This window comes from Gracilimonas sediminicola (assembly GCF_024320785.1).
GTDB lineage: Bacteria > Bacteroidota > Rhodothermia > Balneolales > Balneolaceae > Gracilimonas > Gracilimonas sediminicola.
The window spans coordinates 407,695-427,498 of the sequence record NZ_JANDBC010000003.1 but is presented as its reverse complement, the minus strand read 5'-3'; the positions used below and the strand labels follow the sequence as shown (position 1 = coordinate 427,498).

Here is a 19,804-nt window from a genome sequence, read left to right as displayed (position 1 = left end):
AAAGGGAAGTAACCGATAAAACGTTCAGGAGTTTTCAATCCCGTTTAAAATGGTTTTGCTGAGCAGAAAGCTGAGAAATAGAAATCCAAGGGAAAGCCCAAGGTAACGGGCATATAAATCTTCATAATCGGTATAGATGAGTTCTTCCACCTCTGATTTTTCGAGCTCGTCAATTTCAGCGTAGATATTCTCAAGCTGTTCAGAATCAGTTGCCCGAAAGTACTTTCCATCGGTTAAGTTGGCTACCTGGGTGAGCATTTCCTCATCAATGTTCACCTGAATATTTTGATATCTACGTCCGAAAATCGGGTCCTGAATAGGATAAGGAGCTGTTCCGCGGGTTCCGGCACCAATAGTGTATATCTTAATGCCATACGTCACAGCCAGGTCGGCTGCGGTAACAGGGTCAATTTCTCCGGCATTATTCTGACCATCCGTAAGTAAGATGATAACCTTACTTTCGGCTTCACTTTCTTTCAGCCGGTTTATAGCGGTAGCGATTCCCATTCCAATGGCCGTGCCGTCCTCAATAACGCCCATTTCCAGATCATCGAGTAAGCTTTTGAGCAATCGGTAATCGAGAGTAGGTGGTACCACAGTGAAACTTTTCATGGCAAATGTAACCAGCCCGATTCGGTCAGAATTACGCTTGTCAACAAAGCTCTTGGCCACATTCCGGGCCGCTTCAAAGCGGTTGGGTTTTAAATCTTCAGCCCGCATTGAGGTGGACATATCCAATACAAGCACGATATCAATTCCTTCTGCATTGCGCTCAACGGTAGTAAGGCGTTCCTGAGGTCGCGCCAGTGCGATAATCAAAAAACCGATTCCCGCCCACAGAAAAAGTGCATGAACCCAATGGAGGTGTGATTTCCAGTTTCCGGGTAAATCTTCCAGCAGTTCAAGCGATGAAAACGATAGGGTAGCCTGTTTATGGGCAAAGTATCGGTACAGGTACAATCCAATAAGAACCGGAAGAACCAGTAACGCCCAAAACCATTGTGGATTCGCAAACTCCATCAGTCTTCACCCTGATCTTTTTGGGTTGATGTGATCATGAATTGCTGATTGTATTTTGCTTTAAGCCTTCCAATGCGCGCTGAATCGGCCAGTTTTGCCCGCTCAAGGAATTCAAGGGCGTAATCATAGGTCTGCCAGGCATCTTCAAGAGTTGGGGTGTATTTAGCGAATTTTACCAGGTCCGCTTTTCTCAAAATAAGGCGGGTTTTTTCGGTGAGGGTATCATCCACACCATAGGCATCCAGGTAGCGCAGTAACTCACTGGAAGTACACTCGAGGGCAGGGATGTTGTACAAATCTTCAAAATAGGCACGGATGGCATCACCCACTTCACTGTAAAAGAGTTTGAAGTTCTTGGTCTCAGCCACTTTTGATTCTTTTTTGATGGCCAGCAATTGTTTTTCCAATTCTGCAAGTGGATTGTAAAATGGCTCAATCTGAGGTTCAGGATCAACGCTTTCTGTTTTCTCCTGATCATTGAATTTAAACCACCAGAGCAAAAATCCGGCAAGAGCTAAGCCCGCCAGTACCCATGGCCACCATGGACGAGCAAAAGCAAAATTAGGTTTCATGGGCTTTAAGGTGGTATCTCCTACAGCTATTACCGTTTTAAAATAGAGGGAAACCGGATCAGTATACACCGTGGAAGAGTCATTCGTCCCGTAAAGGGTAATGGGCATCGAAGAAATTTGCACATCCTCATTATTAAAGTACTGTAGTGTATAAACCAGGCTGTCTGAAAAATCAGATGTACGAAATTGTTGCCGGCCTAATAGCTCAAGCGAGGAAGGGAAGGAATTTGTGTCCGGGTACTGGACGTTTTGGTACTCCCGGTCAAATTGAATGGCTATGGAGTATTCAAATACTTCACCGATGGTAAGGGAATCGGCAGTAACCCGGGTATTCACACTTTGAGCGAAAGCCTGCGCCGAGCATAAACATGTAACCAACAAAAAGGATAGTCGTAAAGCGCGGAGCCTCAACAGGGTGATTTTCATTAAAATTGAAAATAATATCTTAATTGAACTTAACAGCCTGAAAATATAACAATGAGTTGTAAATATTTTGCAAAAGTAAGGTGCATCTCATTTTTATGAAAGTAGGGTATTAATCCTTATTATTTTCCGAAATATTTAATCTACAGTTGATACATGGTTAATAGTGGTATGAAGTTGGGTTTGGGAATTGGTGTGTTTTGTCTGATTGCGACACTTTCCCTTACACTCTATTCAAACAAAAATGCAGAATTGCCTGAGCTGGTAATTTCACCGGATAATATGGTCGAGATTTCGGAAGGGGTGCAACTTGATCCATATGGGTTCAACCGCATCAACCTTGAAGTTGAGGAAGGCCGGGTAAAGCGGAACGAGAGTTTGTACCTGATTCTCAGGGATTTAGATGTTTCACCTCAAACCATTTATGAGATCAATCAAAAATCGAAGGGTGTCTTTCAAAGCAACAGAATAAAGCCCGGTCAGAAGTATCTCACCTATCTTGATAAGGAATCTAAAGGCGCTCAACGACTGATATTACATACCAATGCGCTCGACTATGTTGTTTTTGAGTGGGGAAATGAGGTAGCGGTGAAAACCGGCCAAAAAGAGGTTACCACCCGTATTGCTGAAGCGAGCGGTGTCATTGAATCTTCTTTATATGAAACGCTGGTTGGTCAGGATGTAAGCGCACTTCTTGGATACCGATTAAGCGAGATTTTTGCCTGGCAGATTGATTTCTTCCGTTTATACCCGGGTGATAGATTTAAGGTGATTTATGAAGAAGAATTTGTAGATGGTGAACCTTTTGGAATTGGAAAAATCCTGGCGGCAGAGTTTACCAATAAAAATGAAACCTTCGATGCGTTCTATTTTGAAACGGACGACCGGGCCGGCTACTACGACCGTGAAGGAAATGGCGTGCAAAAAGCCCTGATGAAAGCACCGTTCAAGTATTCACAAAGAGTAAGTTCAAACTTCTCACACAGTCGTTTCCATCCCGTTCTTAAGAGAAGAATGCCTCACTATGGGGTTGATTATGCAGCACCGCTTGGTACACCCGTGCTTTCTGTTGGGGATGGAGAAGTAGTTGAAGCCCAATATCGAGGGGCTAATGGTAATATTGTCAAAATCCGTCATAACGGAACCTACACAACCGCGTATTTACACTTAAATGGTTTTGCTAAAGGGATACGTGCAGGGCAAAGAGTAAAACAAGGGCAGGTAATAGGATATGTCGGAAAAACCGGAAGGGTAACGGGCGTGCATTTAGATTACCGTATTTATAAAAACGGACAGCCTGTAAACCCGCTTAAAGTTAAGCTGCCACCTTCAAAAGCAATTGATGGCGCTCAAATGGAGCAATTCACCAATCATATCGAAGACCTGAAATTTCAGCTCAGCCATATTGATGAAGCAGGGGAGTCAACGGTAGCCTCATTTGCCGCACCTTGATCAGTAGCGGCTGCCCCGACGCTTAAAGAAGTTCATCAGGGGTTGCACATACGATTCGTTGGTTTGCACCTCAACGGCATCGATCTTCATCTTAAGCATTTTATCGTGTATATAAGCCTTCTGCTCCATACGCCGGATTTTATAAGACTTACGAACTTTCCGGCTTGAGGTATCAATCATTTTCTCAGCTCCGGTTTCTGCATCTCTGATCTTTACCAATCCTACATCCGGCAGCTCATCCTCCAAATGATCGTTAATCATAATGCTAACCAAGTCATGTTTTTGATTGGTAATGCGCAGCTGCTTTTCGAAATCCTTATCCTGAAAATCAGAGGTTAATACCACAATTGCTCTGCGGTCCAGCAGCCTGTTGATATAAGAAAGTGCATCCGCAATGTCTGTACCAGTTCCGGTGGGTTTTGTTGTGTAGAGTTCCCGAATCAGGCGAAGTACGTGCGTCCGGCCTTTTTTGGGAGGAACCACTTTCTCAATATGGTCGCTGAATAGAACCAACCCGACCTTATCGCTGTTTTTAATGGCGCTGAAGGCTAACACGGCGGCTAATTCAATGGCCAGATCCATTTTACTTTGGCTTTGGCTGCCAAAGGTTCCACTTTGAGAGATATCTATACAGAGCATGAGTGTTTGTTCGCGCTCTTCCTCAAATACTTTGATGAACGGGTCACCGGTACGAGCCGTCACATTCCAGTCTATTTGCCGGATATCATCCCCATAGGTGTATGCCCGGACTTCCGAGAACTCCATTCCACGGCCTTTAAAGGCAGACTGATATTCCCCGCCAAATAAAGTATTCACGATTCCTTTAGTCTGGATTTCAAGCTTTCGAATCTTTTTGAGGATTTCCTTGGGGATCATGGGTAAATAATTTGATTAATCTGATTTGAAGATAATAATTGAGGCGGTTAATGTAATAGACAGAAATTTGTATTTAAACCCTTCCAGGGTTACCGCAATTTTTTGAATCAAGCTAACATTTTATTTATCCCGAAGGGATTAAATTTAAATAGCCACAGGTAAAGTGAATCGGCACCTGTGGAATTAAAATGAAAGGATATATAAACCCTAAAAGGGTTTAACGATTAGGGTAAATAACGATCATCAAAAGAAATATCATGGTCACTGAGAAGAGCTTTGTATTCTTCTAAAAAGGTACGATGCTTGTGATGCTCTTCTTGGTTCTTCACATATTCAATTAATTGATCTTTGGCCTTTATTGAATATGTAAAAGCGCCATACCCTGACTGCCAACCTTGAAAATCAGTAAATAATTGATTCTGCTTTATAAACTTACTACTAGCCAATTTTATGTCTTTAACTAAAGTAGAAATAGCTACAGTCGGATGAATATGAGTAATTATATGAAGATGGTTTTCAACCCCATTAATCTGATATAAATGACATTGCTTATTCTTGAGTATGCCCCAAATGTATTTATAAAGCTCTTTTCTATTATTTTTGGTCAACACAGGTTGTCTATTTTTAGTACTGAAAACAATTTGATATAGTAATTGTGTATATGTGCTCATTTTCCTGGTCTATTTAACCCCGTTGGGGTTTTGGTTATGCTTGTACCCTTTGATCCGGGTTTTACCCGGAGTTATTCATATTCAATCCTTTCAGGATTGATTTTTATCTATTCATTTAACTTAAAATGTATGAGAATAATCATACATCCATCTCTATATCCACATACTCATACTGCTTTCGCTCAATAAGCGGCCAGATGAAAAACAAGACCAGCGTCAGGATTCCTATCCAGTACATAACCCAAGCGTAGGTCATGTGTTCCGTCAGTACTCCTTTCATTGAAAACAGGTTATAAAAGTCATGAGAGGATCTCGGAAGGTTTCCGATCAGTGGCATTCGTCGATCCATAGCATCTGCGGCGTAGGCGGCCGATTCTATCCATGCAAAAGCGGTGAGAAGTAACCCGGTTTGAGCTACAAACCGTTTATGATTGTACCACCCAAAGGCAAAGATGGCGAAGGGAAGAAGTATTTCAAAAAGTGTTCCCCCAAGAATGGTAAGAAACCTGCCGCCGATAAAACCAAATAACGTATGGCCGGCCTCGTGGACAATCAACAGAAAATTATCTATAAAAAAGAAAAAGGGTGACAGAAAGAAAGGATAGGGGTAGTTCCAGGAAAAGGAGATTTCCCACCTCAGAGCCATCCAAAACTGTTCGGCCAACACCCAACAAAATGGAATGCAAACCACCGAAAACCACCATTTTTTTATGACCGGTAAGGCTTTCTCAAAGTAATGCTCAAAATCAATGTTCACGAATCTGAATCTTTTTGCGTCTCATGAAGTTGTGATAGTAGCGATAATTCACATTTACAACAATCGGTAAATAGATATGAGCAAGCCACTTAACGTAACGCAGAAATTAATCAAAAGTCATTTGGTGGAAGGAGAGATGGTGCCCGGAGAAGAGATCGGGCTAAAGATCGATCAAACCTTAACACAGGATGCAACCGGCACCATGGTAATGTTGGAATTGGAAGCCATGGAACTGGACGAAGCCAAGACTGAGCTTTCCTGTCAATATGTGGATCACAATTTGATACAGTCTGATTTTAAGAATCCTGATGATCATGTATTTCTGAAATCAGCAGCTGAACGATTTGGAATGTGGTTTAGCCGTCCGGGAAATGGAGTGAGTCATCCTATAGAGACCGAGCGCTTTGCCATTCCCGGCAAAACCCTTGCAGGTTCTGATAGCCACACACCGGCATCAGGATGTATGGGAATGTTGGCCATCGGTTCGGGAGGATTGGATGTGGCCTTTGCGATTGCAGGCGAACCACTTTTTATAAAAATGCCCAAAGTGCTGGGGGTTGAGTTGAAAGGTGAATTAAAAGATTGGGTTAGTGCCAAAGACGTAGTTCTGGAAATGCTCCGCCGCTACGATGTTGATGGCGCTTCCGGCTATGTTATAGAATATTTCGGGGAAGGATTGAAGAACCTGGATACCATGGACCGACATGTGATCGCCAATATGGGTACCGAAATGGGTGCTACAACAACGGTCTTCCCGGCCGATGGGGAAATCCGTCGTTTTATGGAATCACAAAAGCGGGGTGATGAATACGTTGAACTTCTTGCCGATGAAGGAGCAGAATACGATAAGTATGAAGAACTCATTCTGGATGATGTAGAACCGCTGATTGCCCTGCCAAGTTCTCCGGGTAATGTGGTGCCAGTGCGAGAAGTTGAGGGTAGAGATATTTATCAGTCTTACATCGGTTCTTCGGCAAATCCCGGATATCGTGACTTTTGGATTTCCTCTGAAATTGTGAAAGGCAAAACGGTGAATGATAATGTTTCTTTTGACATCAACCCGACATCCAGGCAGATTATCGAGAACATGGTTAAGAATGATGTGATGTTTAACCTGGTGCAATCCGGAGCCCGAATTCACCAGGCGGGTTGTAACGGATGTATTGGGATGGGGCAGGCCCCAGCCACCGGCCAAAATAGCCTGAGAACCGTGCCCCGAAACTTCCCGGATCGTTCCGGTACCCCAGAAGATTCTGTATTTCTTGTGAGCCCGGAAACGGCGGCAGCTTCTGCCTTGACAGGCAAAATAACCGATCCGAGAGATCTTGAGAAGCTGTTCAATATGGAGTATCCGAAATACACACCGCTCAAAGAAGTGATTGTAAATACTGATATGTTGACTCCACCAAAGCCTAAAGAAGAGCGAGGCGAGATTAAGAAAGGACCCAACATTTCAAGTATGCCAAATTTTGGTGAACTGGAAGACTTTGAAGTTCCGGTACTGCTGAAAATGGGTGATGATATTTCAACCGATGAAATACTGCGTGCAGGAACCGAAGTGTTGCCATTCAGAAGCAATATCCCTGAGATTAGCAAGTTCACGCTCGATGTTGTCGATAAAAACTTTCACGACCGAGCGATGAAAGCCAAAGAAGAACATGGCGGACATGTGGTTATCGCCGGAGAAAATTACGCACAGGGTTCCAGTCGTGAACACGCAGCCATCGCTCCGAGATATTTAGGTCAGCGTGCTGTAATTGCAAAAAGCTACGCTCGAATCGGCTGGCAGAATCTGGTAAATTTCGGTATCCCGCCTTTTGAGTTTACCAGTGAAGAAGATTACAATGACATTGATCAGGGAGATGTGCTTAAAGTTGAAAACATCCGTGCAAGTATAGAAAGTGGTAATACGGCAAAATTAGTCAATGTGACCAAAGGAACCGAATACGAAGTAAAACACACGCTAAGTGATCGCCAGCGGCAGGCAGTTCTGGATGGAGGAGTGATTAATTCATTCAAAAAGAAAAAAGCTTCTTAGCCTAAATCACGAAAGCGTTTAACACCCTTGACAAAATGCTGCCAAATGAGACTGATATCCAGCATGGTATCCGGATCATGCGAGATAGTTCGTTGGGATTGAAGTTCTTTTCGCTTCCGGTGCACCCTGAAAAAGTCCTTTGCAAAATGCAGATGGGCTTTAGCTACGGCCCACCATTCTTTGGGTTTTCCGGACAGGAGCGCTTTGTAAGCGGCGATAACATCCAATATCAACCGAAGTAAAAACCTCTTTCGTAAGCTGGATGAACTGTAATTCTTCCAAAGCATAAAGAGGCTGTTGCGGAAGTTATAGTAGACTTTACGCGGTGAGCCCATTGGCAATGAACCGCCACCCAGATGATAGACTAAACTCTCCGGAGCATAACCGATTTTGTATCCCTTATTCTGAAGCCGCCAGCATAAATCAATCTCTTCCATATGGAACTCAAAATCCTCATCAAATCCACCGGATTCTATGAATAGAACCTTTCGGATGGCGAGTGCAGCACCTGATGCCCAGAAGAGGTTAGGGGAATCATCATACTGACCTTCATCCCGTTCTACTTCATTAAAAATTCGTCCCCGGCAAAAGGTGTATCCGTATTTATCCATGAATCCCCCGGCAGCCCCGGCGTACTCAAAATGTTCCGGTTGTTCGACTGCTCTCATCTTGGGTTGAACGGCCGCCATTTTCTCGTCTTTCTCAAATATATCATTGATACCCTGCAGCCAGTTCTTCTCTACTTTGACGTCGTTATTCAGGAATAGTAAAATATCTTTTTCAGCAAGGGGAACAGCTCTGTTATTTCCTCCGCAATAGCCGTAGTTTTGGTCAAAGCTGGCAATTTTAATTTCAGGATACGTTGACTTAACCCATTCTTTGGAACCGTCGGTTGAGGCATTGTCGGCAATGATGATTTCAAAATCAGGATAGTCTGTTTCGGTTACCGACGGCAGATAATTCTTGAGGTGCTCAAGGGCATTCCAGGTAACGATGATAATGCTGAAACTCTTCAATGAATGAATAAAATTTTGCTATTGTTTCGAAATTGGTGGAACGAGATTGAAAAATGTAGTTTCTTGTTCCGCTTTATTGGAGTACTAAGATGATACAAAAAGTATGATCAAAATAGGGCTAATTTCAGATACGCATAATTACCTCGATCCCCAGGTATTCGAGTATTTCGAGGACTGCGACGAAATCTGGCATGCCGGAGATTTTGGGAGCCTGTCTATAGCTCAAGAACTTCAAAAAATCGCCCCTGTTGTTGGTGTTTACGGAAACATTGATGGGGAAGACATTCGCCAGGTTTATCCATTGCATCAGCGTTTTGAGAGGGAGGGACTGAAAGTGTGGATGACGCACATCGGGGGAATTCCAGGACGTTATTGCCTTCCTATCCGTCAGGAAATGGAAACCAATCCCCCCGAACTTTTTGTGTGCGGCCACTCTCACATTCTTCGCATTTCCCGGGATCAGGATTTAAATAAAATGTTGTACATGAATCCGGGAGCTGCCGGCAAACAAGGCTTTCAATCACAACGAACCGTAATTCGCTTCCAAATTATCGAAGGGAAACTGCACAACGTTGAAGTGATTAACCTGGATGTTGAACAGGAAGCGGCAGAGTAGAAAACCCTCAATCAAATTCATAGCGCTCAATCAACTCCACAGCATTAAACGCAGACTGCACCACCAAAGGTATCCCGCCACCGGGGTGTGTGGAACCGCCCACGAAATAAAGCTTTTCTATTTCACGGGACTTATTTCTGGGGCGAAGAAAGGCAGAGAACTTACTGTTGGATGAAGTCCCGTAAATGCTTCCTTTATTTGACCGGTATTTTTGGTAGAAGTCATTCGGGGTAATGGTTTTTCTGAATTGAATATGTTCGGAAAGGTGCTCAAGTCCTCGCTGCTCTAATTCCCGAATCACTTTATCTCCATAAGACATTGCCTGTTCATCCCAGTTGTAGTGGTCTGACAGATACGGAGCATTTATCAGAATGAAGAGGTTGGATCCATGCTCGTGGGCGTGATGTGGATCGGAGTATGATGTGTTTGCGATATAGATAGTTGGATCATCGGGCATCACTCTGTCTTCAAAAATCTGTTTGAACTCTTTTTCATAGTCCTCCGAAAAGAAAATATTATGATGAGCCAGCTGCTCGAATTTTTTGTCGGTACCCAGCATCAGCACAAAACCGGAGCAGGAGGGTTCTATAGATTTTGCTTTGTCCCTTTTCCGCTTGGAAATTGAATCATTCGGTAACAGGTGCGCTATGGTTTCTGTAGTATCACTGTTTGATATCACTAAATCAGACTCTACCTTTTTGCCGGAACGTAGCTTAATGCCGGTTGCTTTGGATTGATCTACTTCAATGGAAGTAATTTCAGCATTAAACAAGAATTCAACACCCAGCGACTCAGCCAATGTGGTCAGCGCCTCGGCCACTTTGTATAAACCGTCCTTCACATAATACCCACCCTGATTTATTTCCACGTGGGGAATTACATTCAGGGTTGCCGGAGCAAGGAAAGGGGAAGAACCGTTGTATGTGGTAAAGCGCTTAAAGAATTTTCTTAGGTATGGCGATTCAAAGGAACTATCCACTCGCTTACTTACTGTTGTAAAGGCATCAATGCCGAAGAAACTCAGGAGGTCTAACTCTTTCAGGTCGCTAAAGCCAAACAAAGGGTTAAAAATGAATGCATCCGCTGTTTTGTGGTACAGCGACCGGGCGTATTCTAAGAACTCCGGATAGGAGTCTGCATCTTGTGGAGCAAAAGCCGTGATTTCATCCTTTGTTGCTTCTTTGTCTTCATAATTGTTGAAAACAGTTCCATCCGGATAAAAATACCTGCAGATGGGATCTAAGGGTTCAAGCGAGAGATAATCATTCAGATCAGCTCCGCACTCTTTAAACAACTTTTCAAGGATGAATGGCATGGTTAAAAGACTGGGGCCCGTGTCAAACCGATATCCATCAGTCTCGATGATATTCATCTTTCCCCCGGTATTCTCATTCTTCTCAAAAACGGTAACCTGATGTCCCTTTGCAGCAAGCAAACAAGCTGCTGACAATCCCCCTAAACCGGCACCAATTACAGATATCTTCATGCTTTAAAGAGCTTTTTTGGGAGATTCATAAAATTGAGAATAGACTTATAGAAACGAAATGGAACGTGTTGTTTTAATTGAAAGCAAAACCACGTGCAGTCATCCAGAATTCCAACTCCCGAAAACTTATTGCGGTAGTTTACCTTCAATGCGTTTCAGAGAATCTCTTATTTCTTTCAGTATCTCTATAGATGAATCGGCGCTTTCATTCGCAGAACCCGAACCTTGGGTGTCAGTTACTTTATCTCGCTGATCCAAAACCATGCTGCGAAAATCGAAGGCATCAACAATGCCAATCAGGGAAAGATCTGGTCCGGCTTGAGCTGAACTGCCGGCAGTTTCAATCCTCAAAATGCTAAGCCCAAAATATTTCAACAAAGGACCTTCTTTAAAGGTCAGATCCTGAATTTTATCAAGCGGGATGGTTCGCTCGGTATGAAAAATATATCCTTTCTTAAATCGGAGGGAGCGGGTGGTTAGCTCACACTCAAGACGCTCAAAGTACTTACTCAGATAGAATGATGCGACAATCAGCCAAATGGGGATAAGAGGTATCATAACAACGGTAATGAAGCAAATTAATACCCCGTACCACAATATGTAATTTTTAATTTTTGGGCTGAAACTGGCTTCGTGTAGAATAGTAGCTTTAGATGGCATGCTGTAACTGTTGGTTTCCATTAAAAAAGGCATCCTGTTCAGGACGCCTTATAATCTAAATAGTTGCAAAGATTTCCAACAACGCAGCCGGCTTTTTATTCATCAGCTGAAACTTCGTCTTTTGGGATGAAATCCATAGCCGCAGAATTCATGCAGTACCTTAACCCGGTAGGTTGTGGACCGTCATCGAAAACATGGCCAAGATGACCGCCGCAGTTTGAGCATACAATCTCAATACGGGTCATAAAAAAGCTGTTATCTTCTCGTTCACCTAAAAGGGAATCTGCCAGAGGTTTCCAGAAACTGGGCCAGCCTGTTCCGCTGTCGTACTTATGTTCAGAGCTGTACAGCTTTTGTCCGCAACCCCCACACACATATATTCCTTCCCTTTTGTTGTCATCATATTCATTTACATAGGGGAGTTCTGTGCCGCGTTCACGCAGAATGCGATATTCTTTGGAGGTCAAAATTTCTTTCCATTCTGCTTCCGTTTTTTTGAACGGATAATCCTCTTCAGGCATGGTATCCTGCCGCGTAGCTACCATCTCGATATCAGCTTCTTCTATCTCATGTTGATGAATAGTCGCCGGGGGTTCTTCAGTATTCACTGACAGGAGAGCGGTTGCGATAATGGCCGTAAACGCTACAATTAAGACTGCGTATTTCATAAAATCCAAAGTTGATTAGTTTGTCTGTTTAGAGCTGCTTAACAGTACGAACGTATTTTTAGTTTAGATTTGATGAAAGCAGATAATCTTACGGAATTAAATTCACGGCCATAATCTGTTACCAGTCAATGTCCCAATTATTGAATTCATCTTTGAAGCGGGGCACAGCTTTTTGTTTGAATAGACGGACTCCGGCTGTAAACCCTACCCAGAACCGGTAATCTCTTCCTTTCCACTCAGGTGACCATAAACTGTACCACGTATAGTCTTCAGCTGCATTTACACGGGTGATTTGGGCGTTGAAAGTAGGTCCGCCATAGAGTGAGAAGCCATTTCCAAATCGCTTGCCTACCAGAAATTTATAGGAATAGATCATATTTAATTTTCGGGACCATTCATCCTCAAACTGATGAGTAAAAGCAAATTCCTGATTCACATACATGGATTCATCTTTCCAGTTTTGGAAGGAATCATTGATGTTCTTCTCAAGGCCTATGGCGAGCCCAACTCGGTAAACATCTCTGTCTAAAAGAGTGTTATATCCAAAAATAGCAGAGTTGTACACTCGATAGGTGCCAAGGGTTAATCCGATATCAGTGAATCCACCATCAGAAAAGCGAACGTCCACATTCTTTCGGCCATTACCGTACAAGCTGATCAGACCAACCGGAACACCTTCAAAATCTTTAGCCAGGTTTATAAGTCCGATTTGAACTCCGGTAGCGGTTTCCGAAAAGTTCAATAAGCCTGCAAACTGAATCCCTTCTAAGTTTTTGGCAATGTTGGCTCCCCCTGAGAATACAAGTCCTTCTACATTGTTGGCTACGTTGAGCAACCCGGCGGCGAATAACCCGCTTGCATTTTCTTTGGCAATATTAACACCTCCGGTAGCCATAAGCCCTTCAATATCACCAAGAGCAATATTGGCAGCTCCTGATGCTTGCAATCCGGAAATATCTGATCCGGCAAAGTTCATAAACCCGGCTGCCTGAAGTCCTTCCACATCTTCCCGAGCTATATTGGCAATTCCTGCTGCCTGTAATCCGGAAATATCACCCCAGGCTGCATTTATGCCTCCTGCACCTTGTAAGCCTTCAATATCACCTTTGGCAATATTCCCTAAACCGGCAAACTGCAATCCACTGGAATTGCCACCGGCTATATTAAAGCCGCCGGCTCCCTGAATACCTTCAAGATCTTCCCCGGCTATGTTGGCAAGGCCTGAAAACTGTATCCCCGACATTTCATCGCTCGAAAGGTTCAAGGCTCCTGCAATATTTACACCGGCCATATCACCTCCGGTGGCATTGACTAAACCTGCTACCTGAAAGCCATGGGCATAATACTTATTGTAATTAATGAGCCCGCCGATTTCACCACCATCTAAGCCTCCATGATAACCACCTAATATATTAATGGAATAACGAGCCGTATAATCCGGTGCGTTAGTCCAGTTTGTACTTAAAGGAGGGAAGAGGGTGACTCGCCATTTCCGGTATTTGAGCTCGTCATAATCACCGCTATCCTGAGCTGAGGAATAATTTGGAGAGAATAGAAGTCCTAACGAAAAAATGGAAAATAGTAACAGTCGTAGCATAGTGATAAGGTTGGTGTGATTATTTTTGCAATCACTACGAATAGACTTTCGAAAAGTTTACAGCATTTTGAAATTAAACGGTGGCCGGTCTAAGATTCTCAAATTGTTCGTCCAGGCTTTCATTCCAATACTGCACTTCATCGATTTTTCTGAGCAACTCTTCATATTCGCCCTCAATATCAATCGATTCAATCTGATCTCCGGATGAAATAGCATCAACTACGTCCTGATCTCCTTCTGATTTAACTTCACCAAAAACAGCATGCTTTCCATCCAGCCATGGGGTAGCGACATGTGTAATGAAGAATTGGCTTCCATTGGTGTCAGGGCCGGCATTGGCCATGGAGAGTTTACCGGGTTCATCATGGGTTAGCTCTTCATGAAACTCATCCTCAAAACGGTATCCCGGTCCACCACGACCATCACCATTGGGGCATCCACCTTGAATCATAAAGTCATTAATCACCCGATGAAATTTCAGGTTGTCATAAAAACCACGGGAGGCAAGATTCACGAAATTAGCCACCGTTCTTGGAGCCCTCTCAGAAAATAGATTAACGTTTATAGTTCCTTTGCTCGTTTTGATGGTTGCTTTCAGCGACATATTGATTCTATTGAATTGAAAATTTTAAAAACAGAAAATTAGAGTCCAGCCCCGGATTTTCGTTGCCTGTTTCAGCATTCGAAATATGATGAAATTTATAACCAAAGGATATCATTGCAAAAGTATTGAATCTTAAATTTGCACCCAGTGTAATATCAAAGGTGAAATTCAGCTTTCTTGCACCGTCAGTTGGGAAATTACGTTCCATAAATATCATGCCACCGGTGGTTCGGATATAAGGAGTAAGGCGTTTTTGAGAATTGTCCATAAGGGTAAAACCTACAGGGGATAACCCAAATCCACTTCGAGAGGTCATGCGATTATTTTCATCTCTTTTGGGATAATTGAAATGAATGTATGGAATCAGGTCAGCCGTGTACCAAATGGCTTTTTGTGGAGGATACTCTTTCAAAGGCCTTTGCAGACCTATACCGAAAATCTGTGTTTGCGAGTTTTCTGTTTTCCCCAAAAAGCGAACAGAATTAAATGAATAGCCTGCCCAAAGGGTAAAGGTTGCTCTTTTGTATTCGGGATTTGTGGTTTGTGCAACACTGGTTTGTGCTGCTGAACAAAAGAATAAAAATAAGGCAGGAAAAAGTAATTTAATCGCGAACTTCAAAAATGGCGATACCTAAAGTTATGATTTCTTTTTTGTCTTTTTTGCCGAACTAATAAATGAAGCTAACCAAATTGCAGCCCAGGCAATAGCCAAATAATATTTCGCAATATAAAGAAATATCGCAATTGTGAGCGCGTAAATTAAATGGTAGAATAGAGGAGGTGCTTCCGTTTGGTCGGCCTTTTTCTGGAGGGCGGGCATGAAAAAAGCGATTACTTTACTTAAAAGTAAGAGACCGGTGTACACCCATAAAACTACTTCCAAAATGTTATTGGTATATACCGCAAATACAGCAATCAACAATAAAACGAGTACATCTAAGTAGGCATCTTTTAGCCAGGCCATATATATTATTCCACCTGATCTTCAACAGGATTTAAGGATACTACTTCTTTGGCGTGCAACCCTTTATCGCCTTCATCTAAAACAAATTCTACTTCTTCACCACGTCGTAATTTCTTAAACCCATCAGCTTGAATTTCTGAATAATGAACAAATGCATCTTCCCCGGTTTCCGTACTGATGAACCCATAACCTTTGGTATTGTGGAACCACTTTACCGTACCCTTTTGCTTTTCTGACATAACAACCCGATTAACTTTAATATTTAACTCACAAGGAGTTATGCTCCCTATGATTGAACCTGAAAATAATTTTTGAGGATAATACAATCAATAGGAAGTTGAATTAAGTTATCGGATGTGAAATTTTTCTACCCAGATGGCAAATCCGCTATCGTTGTATCTGCCCGAAACTTCAGTAGCCGTTTGGTAACCAAATCCCTCGTCATGTTCAATATCAACTAAGAGTCCTTCCAGCTTTACAACATGTCCATCCCGCAGTTGTTTAAGTTGTTCTTCTACAGAGGCAGAAGAAGGAATGAAATGCCATAAATCGCTTTCCTGGTATATGGTAGAAACTTCTACAGGAGGGCGGGTAAGGTCTACATCATGGTTACGATCATCGAGTGTAAAGAAGATGTAATCCAGGTTGCGTTCATCCGAAAGCTGATTCCAGCCTATCACAGCATCCACCGGGGAGTAACGGGAAAAACTGTCAAAGAAATAACGCTTTCTTTTTATAATTCGGACTTCGGCTTCAATGGTTTTTTTGGGCGTCAGTGTAGCTCCTTTAAAAGAAAAGGGTTCCTGCCATGTCAATCGCTTTATCTCAGGTCCTTCTTTTGCAGTAATGCCCGGGCCGTGATTTACCGGAAAATTGGTATAGACAATATAACCGGCTGCTACAAAAACACAGAAAACTAAATACTTGACCATGTTTGCTCCTTCCTTGATTTCTTTTTGTTACAAGAGTGTACGCAACCCATTGGTGTTACAGATTTGTTATAAATAATTAATATTTAAACAGATTCAGAAATAGGGTGTATCGTGTATTTGCTAAGCCGGATGTACTTCAGAAATAGATATTTGTTCCCGGGGAGAGGTTCTTTTTTAATGACATCCGGGATAAATTTTCTCTCAAGATGATTGCACTTTCGGCAAGAAGAAAGTGATGGGTTTCCGAAAAAAGAAAAGCCCTGCAGAAATCTGCAAGGCTTTAATGGTACCAAAGGAGGGACTCGAACCCTCACTCCCGGAGGAACGCGATTTTGAGTCGCGCGCGTCTACCAATTCCGCCACTTTGGCTTTTTTGAAGACTTCAAAGATAAGGTTAGTAACAACTAAATAACAAAGCAGTTTTACTTTTTATTTGTAGCCGTTGGGATTTTCTGATTGCCATTTCCAGGCATCTATGCACATTTCTTCAATTCCTCGTTCAGCTGTCCAGCCAAGTTCATCCTCGGCTTTGGAAGGATCGGCATAGCAAGCAGCGATATCGCCGGGCCGGCGTGGGGTGATTTTATAGGGAACTTCCTTGCCGGATGCTTTTTCAAAGGCTTCTACCATTTCTAAAACACTGGTTCCTTTCCCGGTGCCAAGGTTATAAATAACCAGGCCGGGATCAGAAGTGAGTTTTTCCAGGGCTTTTAAATGACCGATGGCCAAATCTACTACGTGGATGTAATCCCGAACACCCGTTCCGTCCGGAGTAGGGTAATCATCACCGAAAACAGAAAGCTGCTCTAATTTGCCTACCGCAACCTGAGACACAAAAGGCATCAGGTTGTTGGGAATATCGTTAGGGTCTTCTCCGATTAAACCGCTTTTGTGCGCTCCTACCGGGTTAAAATAACGAAGAAGGGCAATGTTCCATGACTCATCAGCAACGTGAAGATCTTTGAGAATGTATTCAATAAATAATTTGGTGCGCCCGTAGGGGTTGGTTGCCGAAAGAGGGAAGTCTTCGGTAATAGGGACTTCATGCGGATCCCCATAAACCGTGGCAGAAGAAGAGAAGACAATACTTTTGACGCCATGCTTTTTCATCAGTTCGCACAAATAGAGGGTGCTGGTAATGTTATTGTCATAATACATCAGCGGCTTCTCTACAGATTCACCAACGGCTTTATATCCTGCAAAGTGAATGACTGAGTCTATCTCATGGTCTGAGAAAATCTGATCCAGAGCGTTTTTGTTCAGAAGATCTTCTTTGTAGAACGTGAGTTGTTTCCCCGTAATTTTCTGTACTCTTTTAAGAGCTTCTTCGCTGCTGTTTGAAAGATTGTCAACCACGATGACCTGGTGTCCCTCATTTAACAATTCCAGTACCGTGTGACTTCCGATATAGCCGGCTCCCCCTGTTACCAATACATTCATGAAAATAGTCTAAGTTTCTTCTTCTAATTCTTTAATGACTTCCGAGCAGATTTGCTGAACTTTATCAGCAGAAGTTTCTAATTCGTTCTGGGGTTTTTCATCCCAGATGAGTGTTTTTGCATGCTCATATTCCTCAAGTATTTGTTCGAGACCAAGCATTTGAGTTACCGGCTTAATTTTGTGTCCCGCTTTTCTAAAATTGGTTTCATCCCGTGCCAGTAAAAACTTTTTATAGTTCTCTGAAAACTCGCTGAAGGAAGAAATGGCGGCTTCTGCAAATTCCTTGATATACTTTTCCTCCCCATAGAGCATATCAGACAGGCCCGAAAAATCAACTAATTTTTTATTGCTACTCAAGGTCGGAGTTATTCGTTAACAGGTTCTTCGATATGGTGGGGCGAAGGTTTCCCAAATTCATCAAGATGAACAAACACAATTTTATCAATGCTGATAATGGTTTCTTTGCTGAATTTATTTCGCACCACACATTTAACTGTAATAGAAGTTCGCCCGAATTTAACAGTTTCCATGCCAATCTCAATAACTTCCCCCAGCTTTGCGGAGTTAACAAAGTTGATTTCAGACATGTACTTGGTCACAATATTACTTTTACCCAGCTGGCACAGCACATAGATGGCGGCTTCTTCATCCACCCAGCTTAAAACGGAGCCTCCAAAAAGGGTTCCATGTGCGTTCAGGTCCTGGGGTTTGATCAACTTTCGGCTAAAAAATCTCATTATATCTTCGTTCTTTATTGCTACATTCAAAGATACAGCATATTGAAGAAATGAAATAATCTCTTTCGGTCTTCAAGAATTAAAAAGTTCTATTGGACAATCCGAAGAACTAATATTATTGTAACAAAAGGGCACAAGATTACTCTCTAAGTAAAAAGAATTGATTACGGCTTAGAATCACCATGAAAACAATCGCATTAACAAATCAGAAGGGCGGAGTTGGTAAAACAACCACAACGATTAATCTTGGGGCAGGACTCGCGAAACTTGGCAAAAAAGTACTTCTCATAGATCTCGACCCTCAGGCAAATTTAACCTATTCCTTAAGAACCCATTCCCACCGGCTTGAAAAAACCATATACCATGCGTTACGTGGGGGAGCCAATGTTGACGATATCATCATTGAACATAATGGATTTGATTTCATCCCATCATCGCTGGAGCTTTCCGGTGCAGAGCTGGAATTAGCCAGTGAACCGGCCAGGGAAAGTTTACTTAAAGATGTGATGAAGCAGCTTGAGGAAGATTATGATTACGACTATGTATTGATTGACTGTCCGCCAAACTTAGGGTTGCTTACCCTGAATGCTTTTACCGCAGTTAAAGATATTTTTATTGTGCTACAGTCAGAATATCTGGCATTGCACGGCTTATCCAAGTTGCTTGATTTGGTGAAAGTTGTACAGCAACGATTAAACAATCAGCTTGAGGTTGGGGGTATAATCTGCACATTGTATGATAGTCGGAAAAACCTGAATAAAGAGGTTGTTGGACACATTAAGGACTATTTCGGCCCCAAAGTTTTTAAGACTATCATTCGTGACAACGTGGCCCTGGCAGAGGCGCCAAGTCACCACAAAACGATATTTGAATACGATGGTAACAGTGCAGGGGCACAAGATTACTTTGCATTAGCCAAAGAAATAAAAAACGGCCAATAAACAATGAGTAAGAAAAAGAGCCTTGGGCATAATCCGCTGGCATATAGCACGCGGAGACATGCTTCTTTTGACTTTATTACTCCTTCTGATTCTCAGGGTGAGAACAATCAGGAAGCATCTAAAGAAGAAAGATCTTCTGGACCCAAGGTGAACAAAATTACAGCCAGTTATTACCTTGAAGAGCCCGTTGTAGAAAGCGTAAAGATGATAGCGGATAAGAAAGAAACTTCATACTCAGCCGTAGTTAATGCCATTCTGAAAAGTTCAATAAGAGATCTCATCAATAGATAATTTCGGCTTTATATCCCCGGGGGTTTTCTTATTATGTGCCCCA

At 42.6% G+C, this 19,804-nt stretch carries 23 protein-coding genes and 1 tRNA gene; 5 read left to right on the top strand and 19 right to left on the bottom strand.

Annotation, left to right across the window (positions count from 1 at the left end; all coding sequences use genetic code 11):
- Positions 1-24: 24 nt before the first annotated feature.
- Both NM125_RS14890 and NM125_RS14885 read right to left on the bottom strand, forming a co-directional pair.
- Positions 25-1,020, bottom strand: coding sequence for a vWA domain-containing protein (locus tag NM125_RS14890; protein ID WP_255135768.1), 996 nt, complete (start codon positions 1,018-1,020; stop codon positions 25-27).
- A complete protein-coding gene (locus NM125_RS14885) occupies positions 1,020-2,018 on the bottom strand; it encodes a hypothetical protein (RefSeq protein ID WP_255135767.1) in 999 nt (332 codons plus the stop codon). Before NM125_RS14885 ends, NM125_RS14890 begins: the two co-directional genes overlap by 1 nt.
- Before the next feature lie 153 nt (positions 2,019-2,171).
- Here NM125_RS14885 and NM125_RS14880 point away from each other — a divergent pair, with 153 nt between their 5' ends.
- Entirely contained in the window at positions 2,172-3,467 is a 1,296-nt protein-coding gene (locus tag NM125_RS14880; protein WP_284700219.1) for a peptidoglycan DD-metalloendopeptidase family protein, read from the top strand.
- Here the strand turns inward: NM125_RS14880 and NM125_RS14875 are convergent, their stop codons facing one another.
- The 3 genes from NM125_RS14875 to NM125_RS14865 form a co-directional block, all read right to left on the bottom strand.
- Positions 3,468-4,343, bottom strand: coding sequence for a DUF58 domain-containing protein (locus tag NM125_RS14875; protein ID WP_255135766.1), 876 nt, complete (start codon positions 4,341-4,343; stop codon positions 3,468-3,470). It abuts the gene before it with no gap.
- A gap of 224 nt (positions 4,344-4,567) precedes the next feature.
- Positions 4,568-5,014: an IS200/IS605 family transposase gene (gene tnpA / locus NM125_RS14870; protein ID WP_255135765.1), complete on the bottom strand. Its 447-nt coding sequence runs from the start codon at positions 5,012-5,014 to the stop codon at positions 4,568-4,570.
- A gap of 139 nt (positions 5,015-5,153) precedes the next feature.
- A complete protein-coding gene (locus NM125_RS14865) occupies positions 5,154-5,771 on the bottom strand; it encodes a hypothetical protein (protein ID WP_255135764.1) in 618 nt (205 codons plus the stop codon).
- A gap of 76 nt (positions 5,772-5,847) precedes the next feature.
- On the opposite strand from NM125_RS14865, the gene NM125_RS14860 reads away from it, so the two are divergent.
- Positions 5,848-7,809 (top strand): aconitate hydratase, encoded by a 1,962-nt coding sequence (locus NM125_RS14860; RefSeq protein ID WP_255135763.1) that lies wholly within the window; start codon positions 5,848-5,850, stop codon positions 7,807-7,809.
- On the opposite strand, the gene NM125_RS14855 is transcribed toward NM125_RS14860, so the two are convergent.
- Positions 7,806-8,825, bottom strand: coding sequence for a glycosyltransferase family 2 protein (locus NM125_RS14855; protein ID WP_255135762.1), 1,020 nt, complete (start codon positions 8,823-8,825; stop codon positions 7,806-7,808). The genes NM125_RS14860 and NM125_RS14855 overlap by 4 nt on opposite strands.
- 103 nt (positions 8,826-8,928) lie before the next feature.
- On the opposite strand from NM125_RS14855, the gene NM125_RS14850 reads away from it, so the two are divergent.
- Positions 8,929-9,441: a metallophosphoesterase family protein gene (locus tag NM125_RS14850; RefSeq protein WP_255135761.1), complete on the top strand. Its 513-nt coding sequence runs from the start codon at positions 8,929-8,931 to the stop codon at positions 9,439-9,441.
- 7 nt (positions 9,442-9,448) lie between these two features.
- Here the strand turns inward: NM125_RS14850 and NM125_RS14845 are convergent, their stop codons facing one another.
- The 13 genes from NM125_RS14845 to NM125_RS14785 form a co-directional block, all read right to left on the bottom strand.
- A complete protein-coding gene (locus NM125_RS14845) occupies positions 9,449-10,927 on the bottom strand; it encodes a phytoene desaturase family protein (protein WP_255135760.1) in 1,479 nt (492 codons plus the stop codon).
- A gap of 126 nt (positions 10,928-11,053) precedes the next feature.
- On the bottom strand, positions 11,054-11,608 hold the full coding sequence (locus NM125_RS14840) for a PH domain-containing protein (protein WP_255135759.1): 555 nt from the start codon (positions 11,606-11,608) through the stop codon (positions 11,054-11,056).
- A gap of 74 nt (positions 11,609-11,682) precedes the next feature.
- A complete protein-coding gene (gene msrB, locus NM125_RS14835; protein WP_255135758.1) occupies positions 11,683-12,255 on the bottom strand; it encodes a peptide-methionine (R)-S-oxide reductase MsrB in 573 nt (190 codons plus the stop codon).
- Between the two features lie 118 nt (positions 12,256-12,373).
- Positions 12,374-13,852: a hypothetical protein gene (locus NM125_RS14830; protein ID WP_255135757.1), complete on the bottom strand. Its 1,479-nt coding sequence runs from the start codon at positions 13,850-13,852 to the stop codon at positions 12,374-12,376.
- Between the two features lie 73 nt (positions 13,853-13,925).
- Positions 13,926-14,456, bottom strand: coding sequence for a peptidylprolyl isomerase (locus NM125_RS14825; protein ID WP_255135756.1), 531 nt, complete (start codon positions 14,454-14,456; stop codon positions 13,926-13,928).
- A 7-nt stretch (positions 14,457-14,463) separates the two neighbouring features.
- Positions 14,464-15,075: an acyloxyacyl hydrolase gene (locus tag NM125_RS14820; RefSeq protein WP_255135755.1), complete on the bottom strand. Its 612-nt coding sequence runs from the start codon at positions 15,073-15,075 to the stop codon at positions 14,464-14,466.
- Between the two features lie 18 nt (positions 15,076-15,093).
- Positions 15,094-15,420 (bottom strand): hypothetical protein, encoded by a 327-nt coding sequence (locus tag NM125_RS14815; protein WP_255135754.1) that lies wholly within the window; start codon positions 15,418-15,420, stop codon positions 15,094-15,096.
- 5 nt (positions 15,421-15,425) lie between these two features.
- Complete coding sequence (locus NM125_RS14810) at positions 15,426-15,659, bottom strand: cold-shock protein (protein ID WP_255135753.1); 234 nt, start codon at positions 15,657-15,659, stop codon at positions 15,426-15,428.
- A gap of 108 nt (positions 15,660-15,767) precedes the next feature.
- Complete coding sequence (locus NM125_RS14805) at positions 15,768-16,352, bottom strand: hypothetical protein (protein ID WP_255135752.1); 585 nt, start codon at positions 16,350-16,352, stop codon at positions 15,768-15,770.
- Between the two features lie 284 nt (positions 16,353-16,636).
- Positions 16,637-16,721, bottom strand: a tRNA-Leu gene (locus tag NM125_RS14800).
- 60 nt (positions 16,722-16,781) lie between these two features.
- Positions 16,782-17,792, bottom strand: coding sequence for a UDP-glucose 4-epimerase GalE (gene galE / locus NM125_RS14795; protein WP_255135751.1), 1,011 nt, complete (start codon positions 17,790-17,792; stop codon positions 16,782-16,784).
- Positions 17,793-17,801: 9 nt separating this feature from the next.
- A complete protein-coding gene (locus NM125_RS14790) occupies positions 17,802-18,149 on the bottom strand; it encodes a taurine dioxygenase (protein WP_255135750.1) in 348 nt (115 codons plus the stop codon).
- A gap of 8 nt (positions 18,150-18,157) precedes the next feature.
- The gene (locus NM125_RS14785; RefSeq protein ID WP_255135749.1) at positions 18,158-18,529 is read right to left on the bottom strand and encodes an acyl-CoA thioesterase; all 372 of its coding nucleotides are present in this window, start codon (positions 18,527-18,529) and stop codon (positions 18,158-18,160) included.
- Positions 18,530-18,711: 182 nt separating this feature from the next.
- Between NM125_RS14785 and NM125_RS14780 the strand changes: the two genes are divergently transcribed.
- Positions 18,712-19,470 (top strand): ParA family protein, encoded by a 759-nt coding sequence (locus tag NM125_RS14780; protein ID WP_255135748.1) that lies wholly within the window; start codon positions 18,712-18,714, stop codon positions 19,468-19,470.
- Positions 19,471-19,473: 3 nt separating this feature from the next.
- Positions 19,474-19,761: a hypothetical protein gene (locus NM125_RS14775; RefSeq protein WP_255135747.1), complete on the top strand. Its 288-nt coding sequence runs from the start codon at positions 19,474-19,476 to the stop codon at positions 19,759-19,761.
- Positions 19,762-19,804 lie beyond the last annotated feature (43 nt).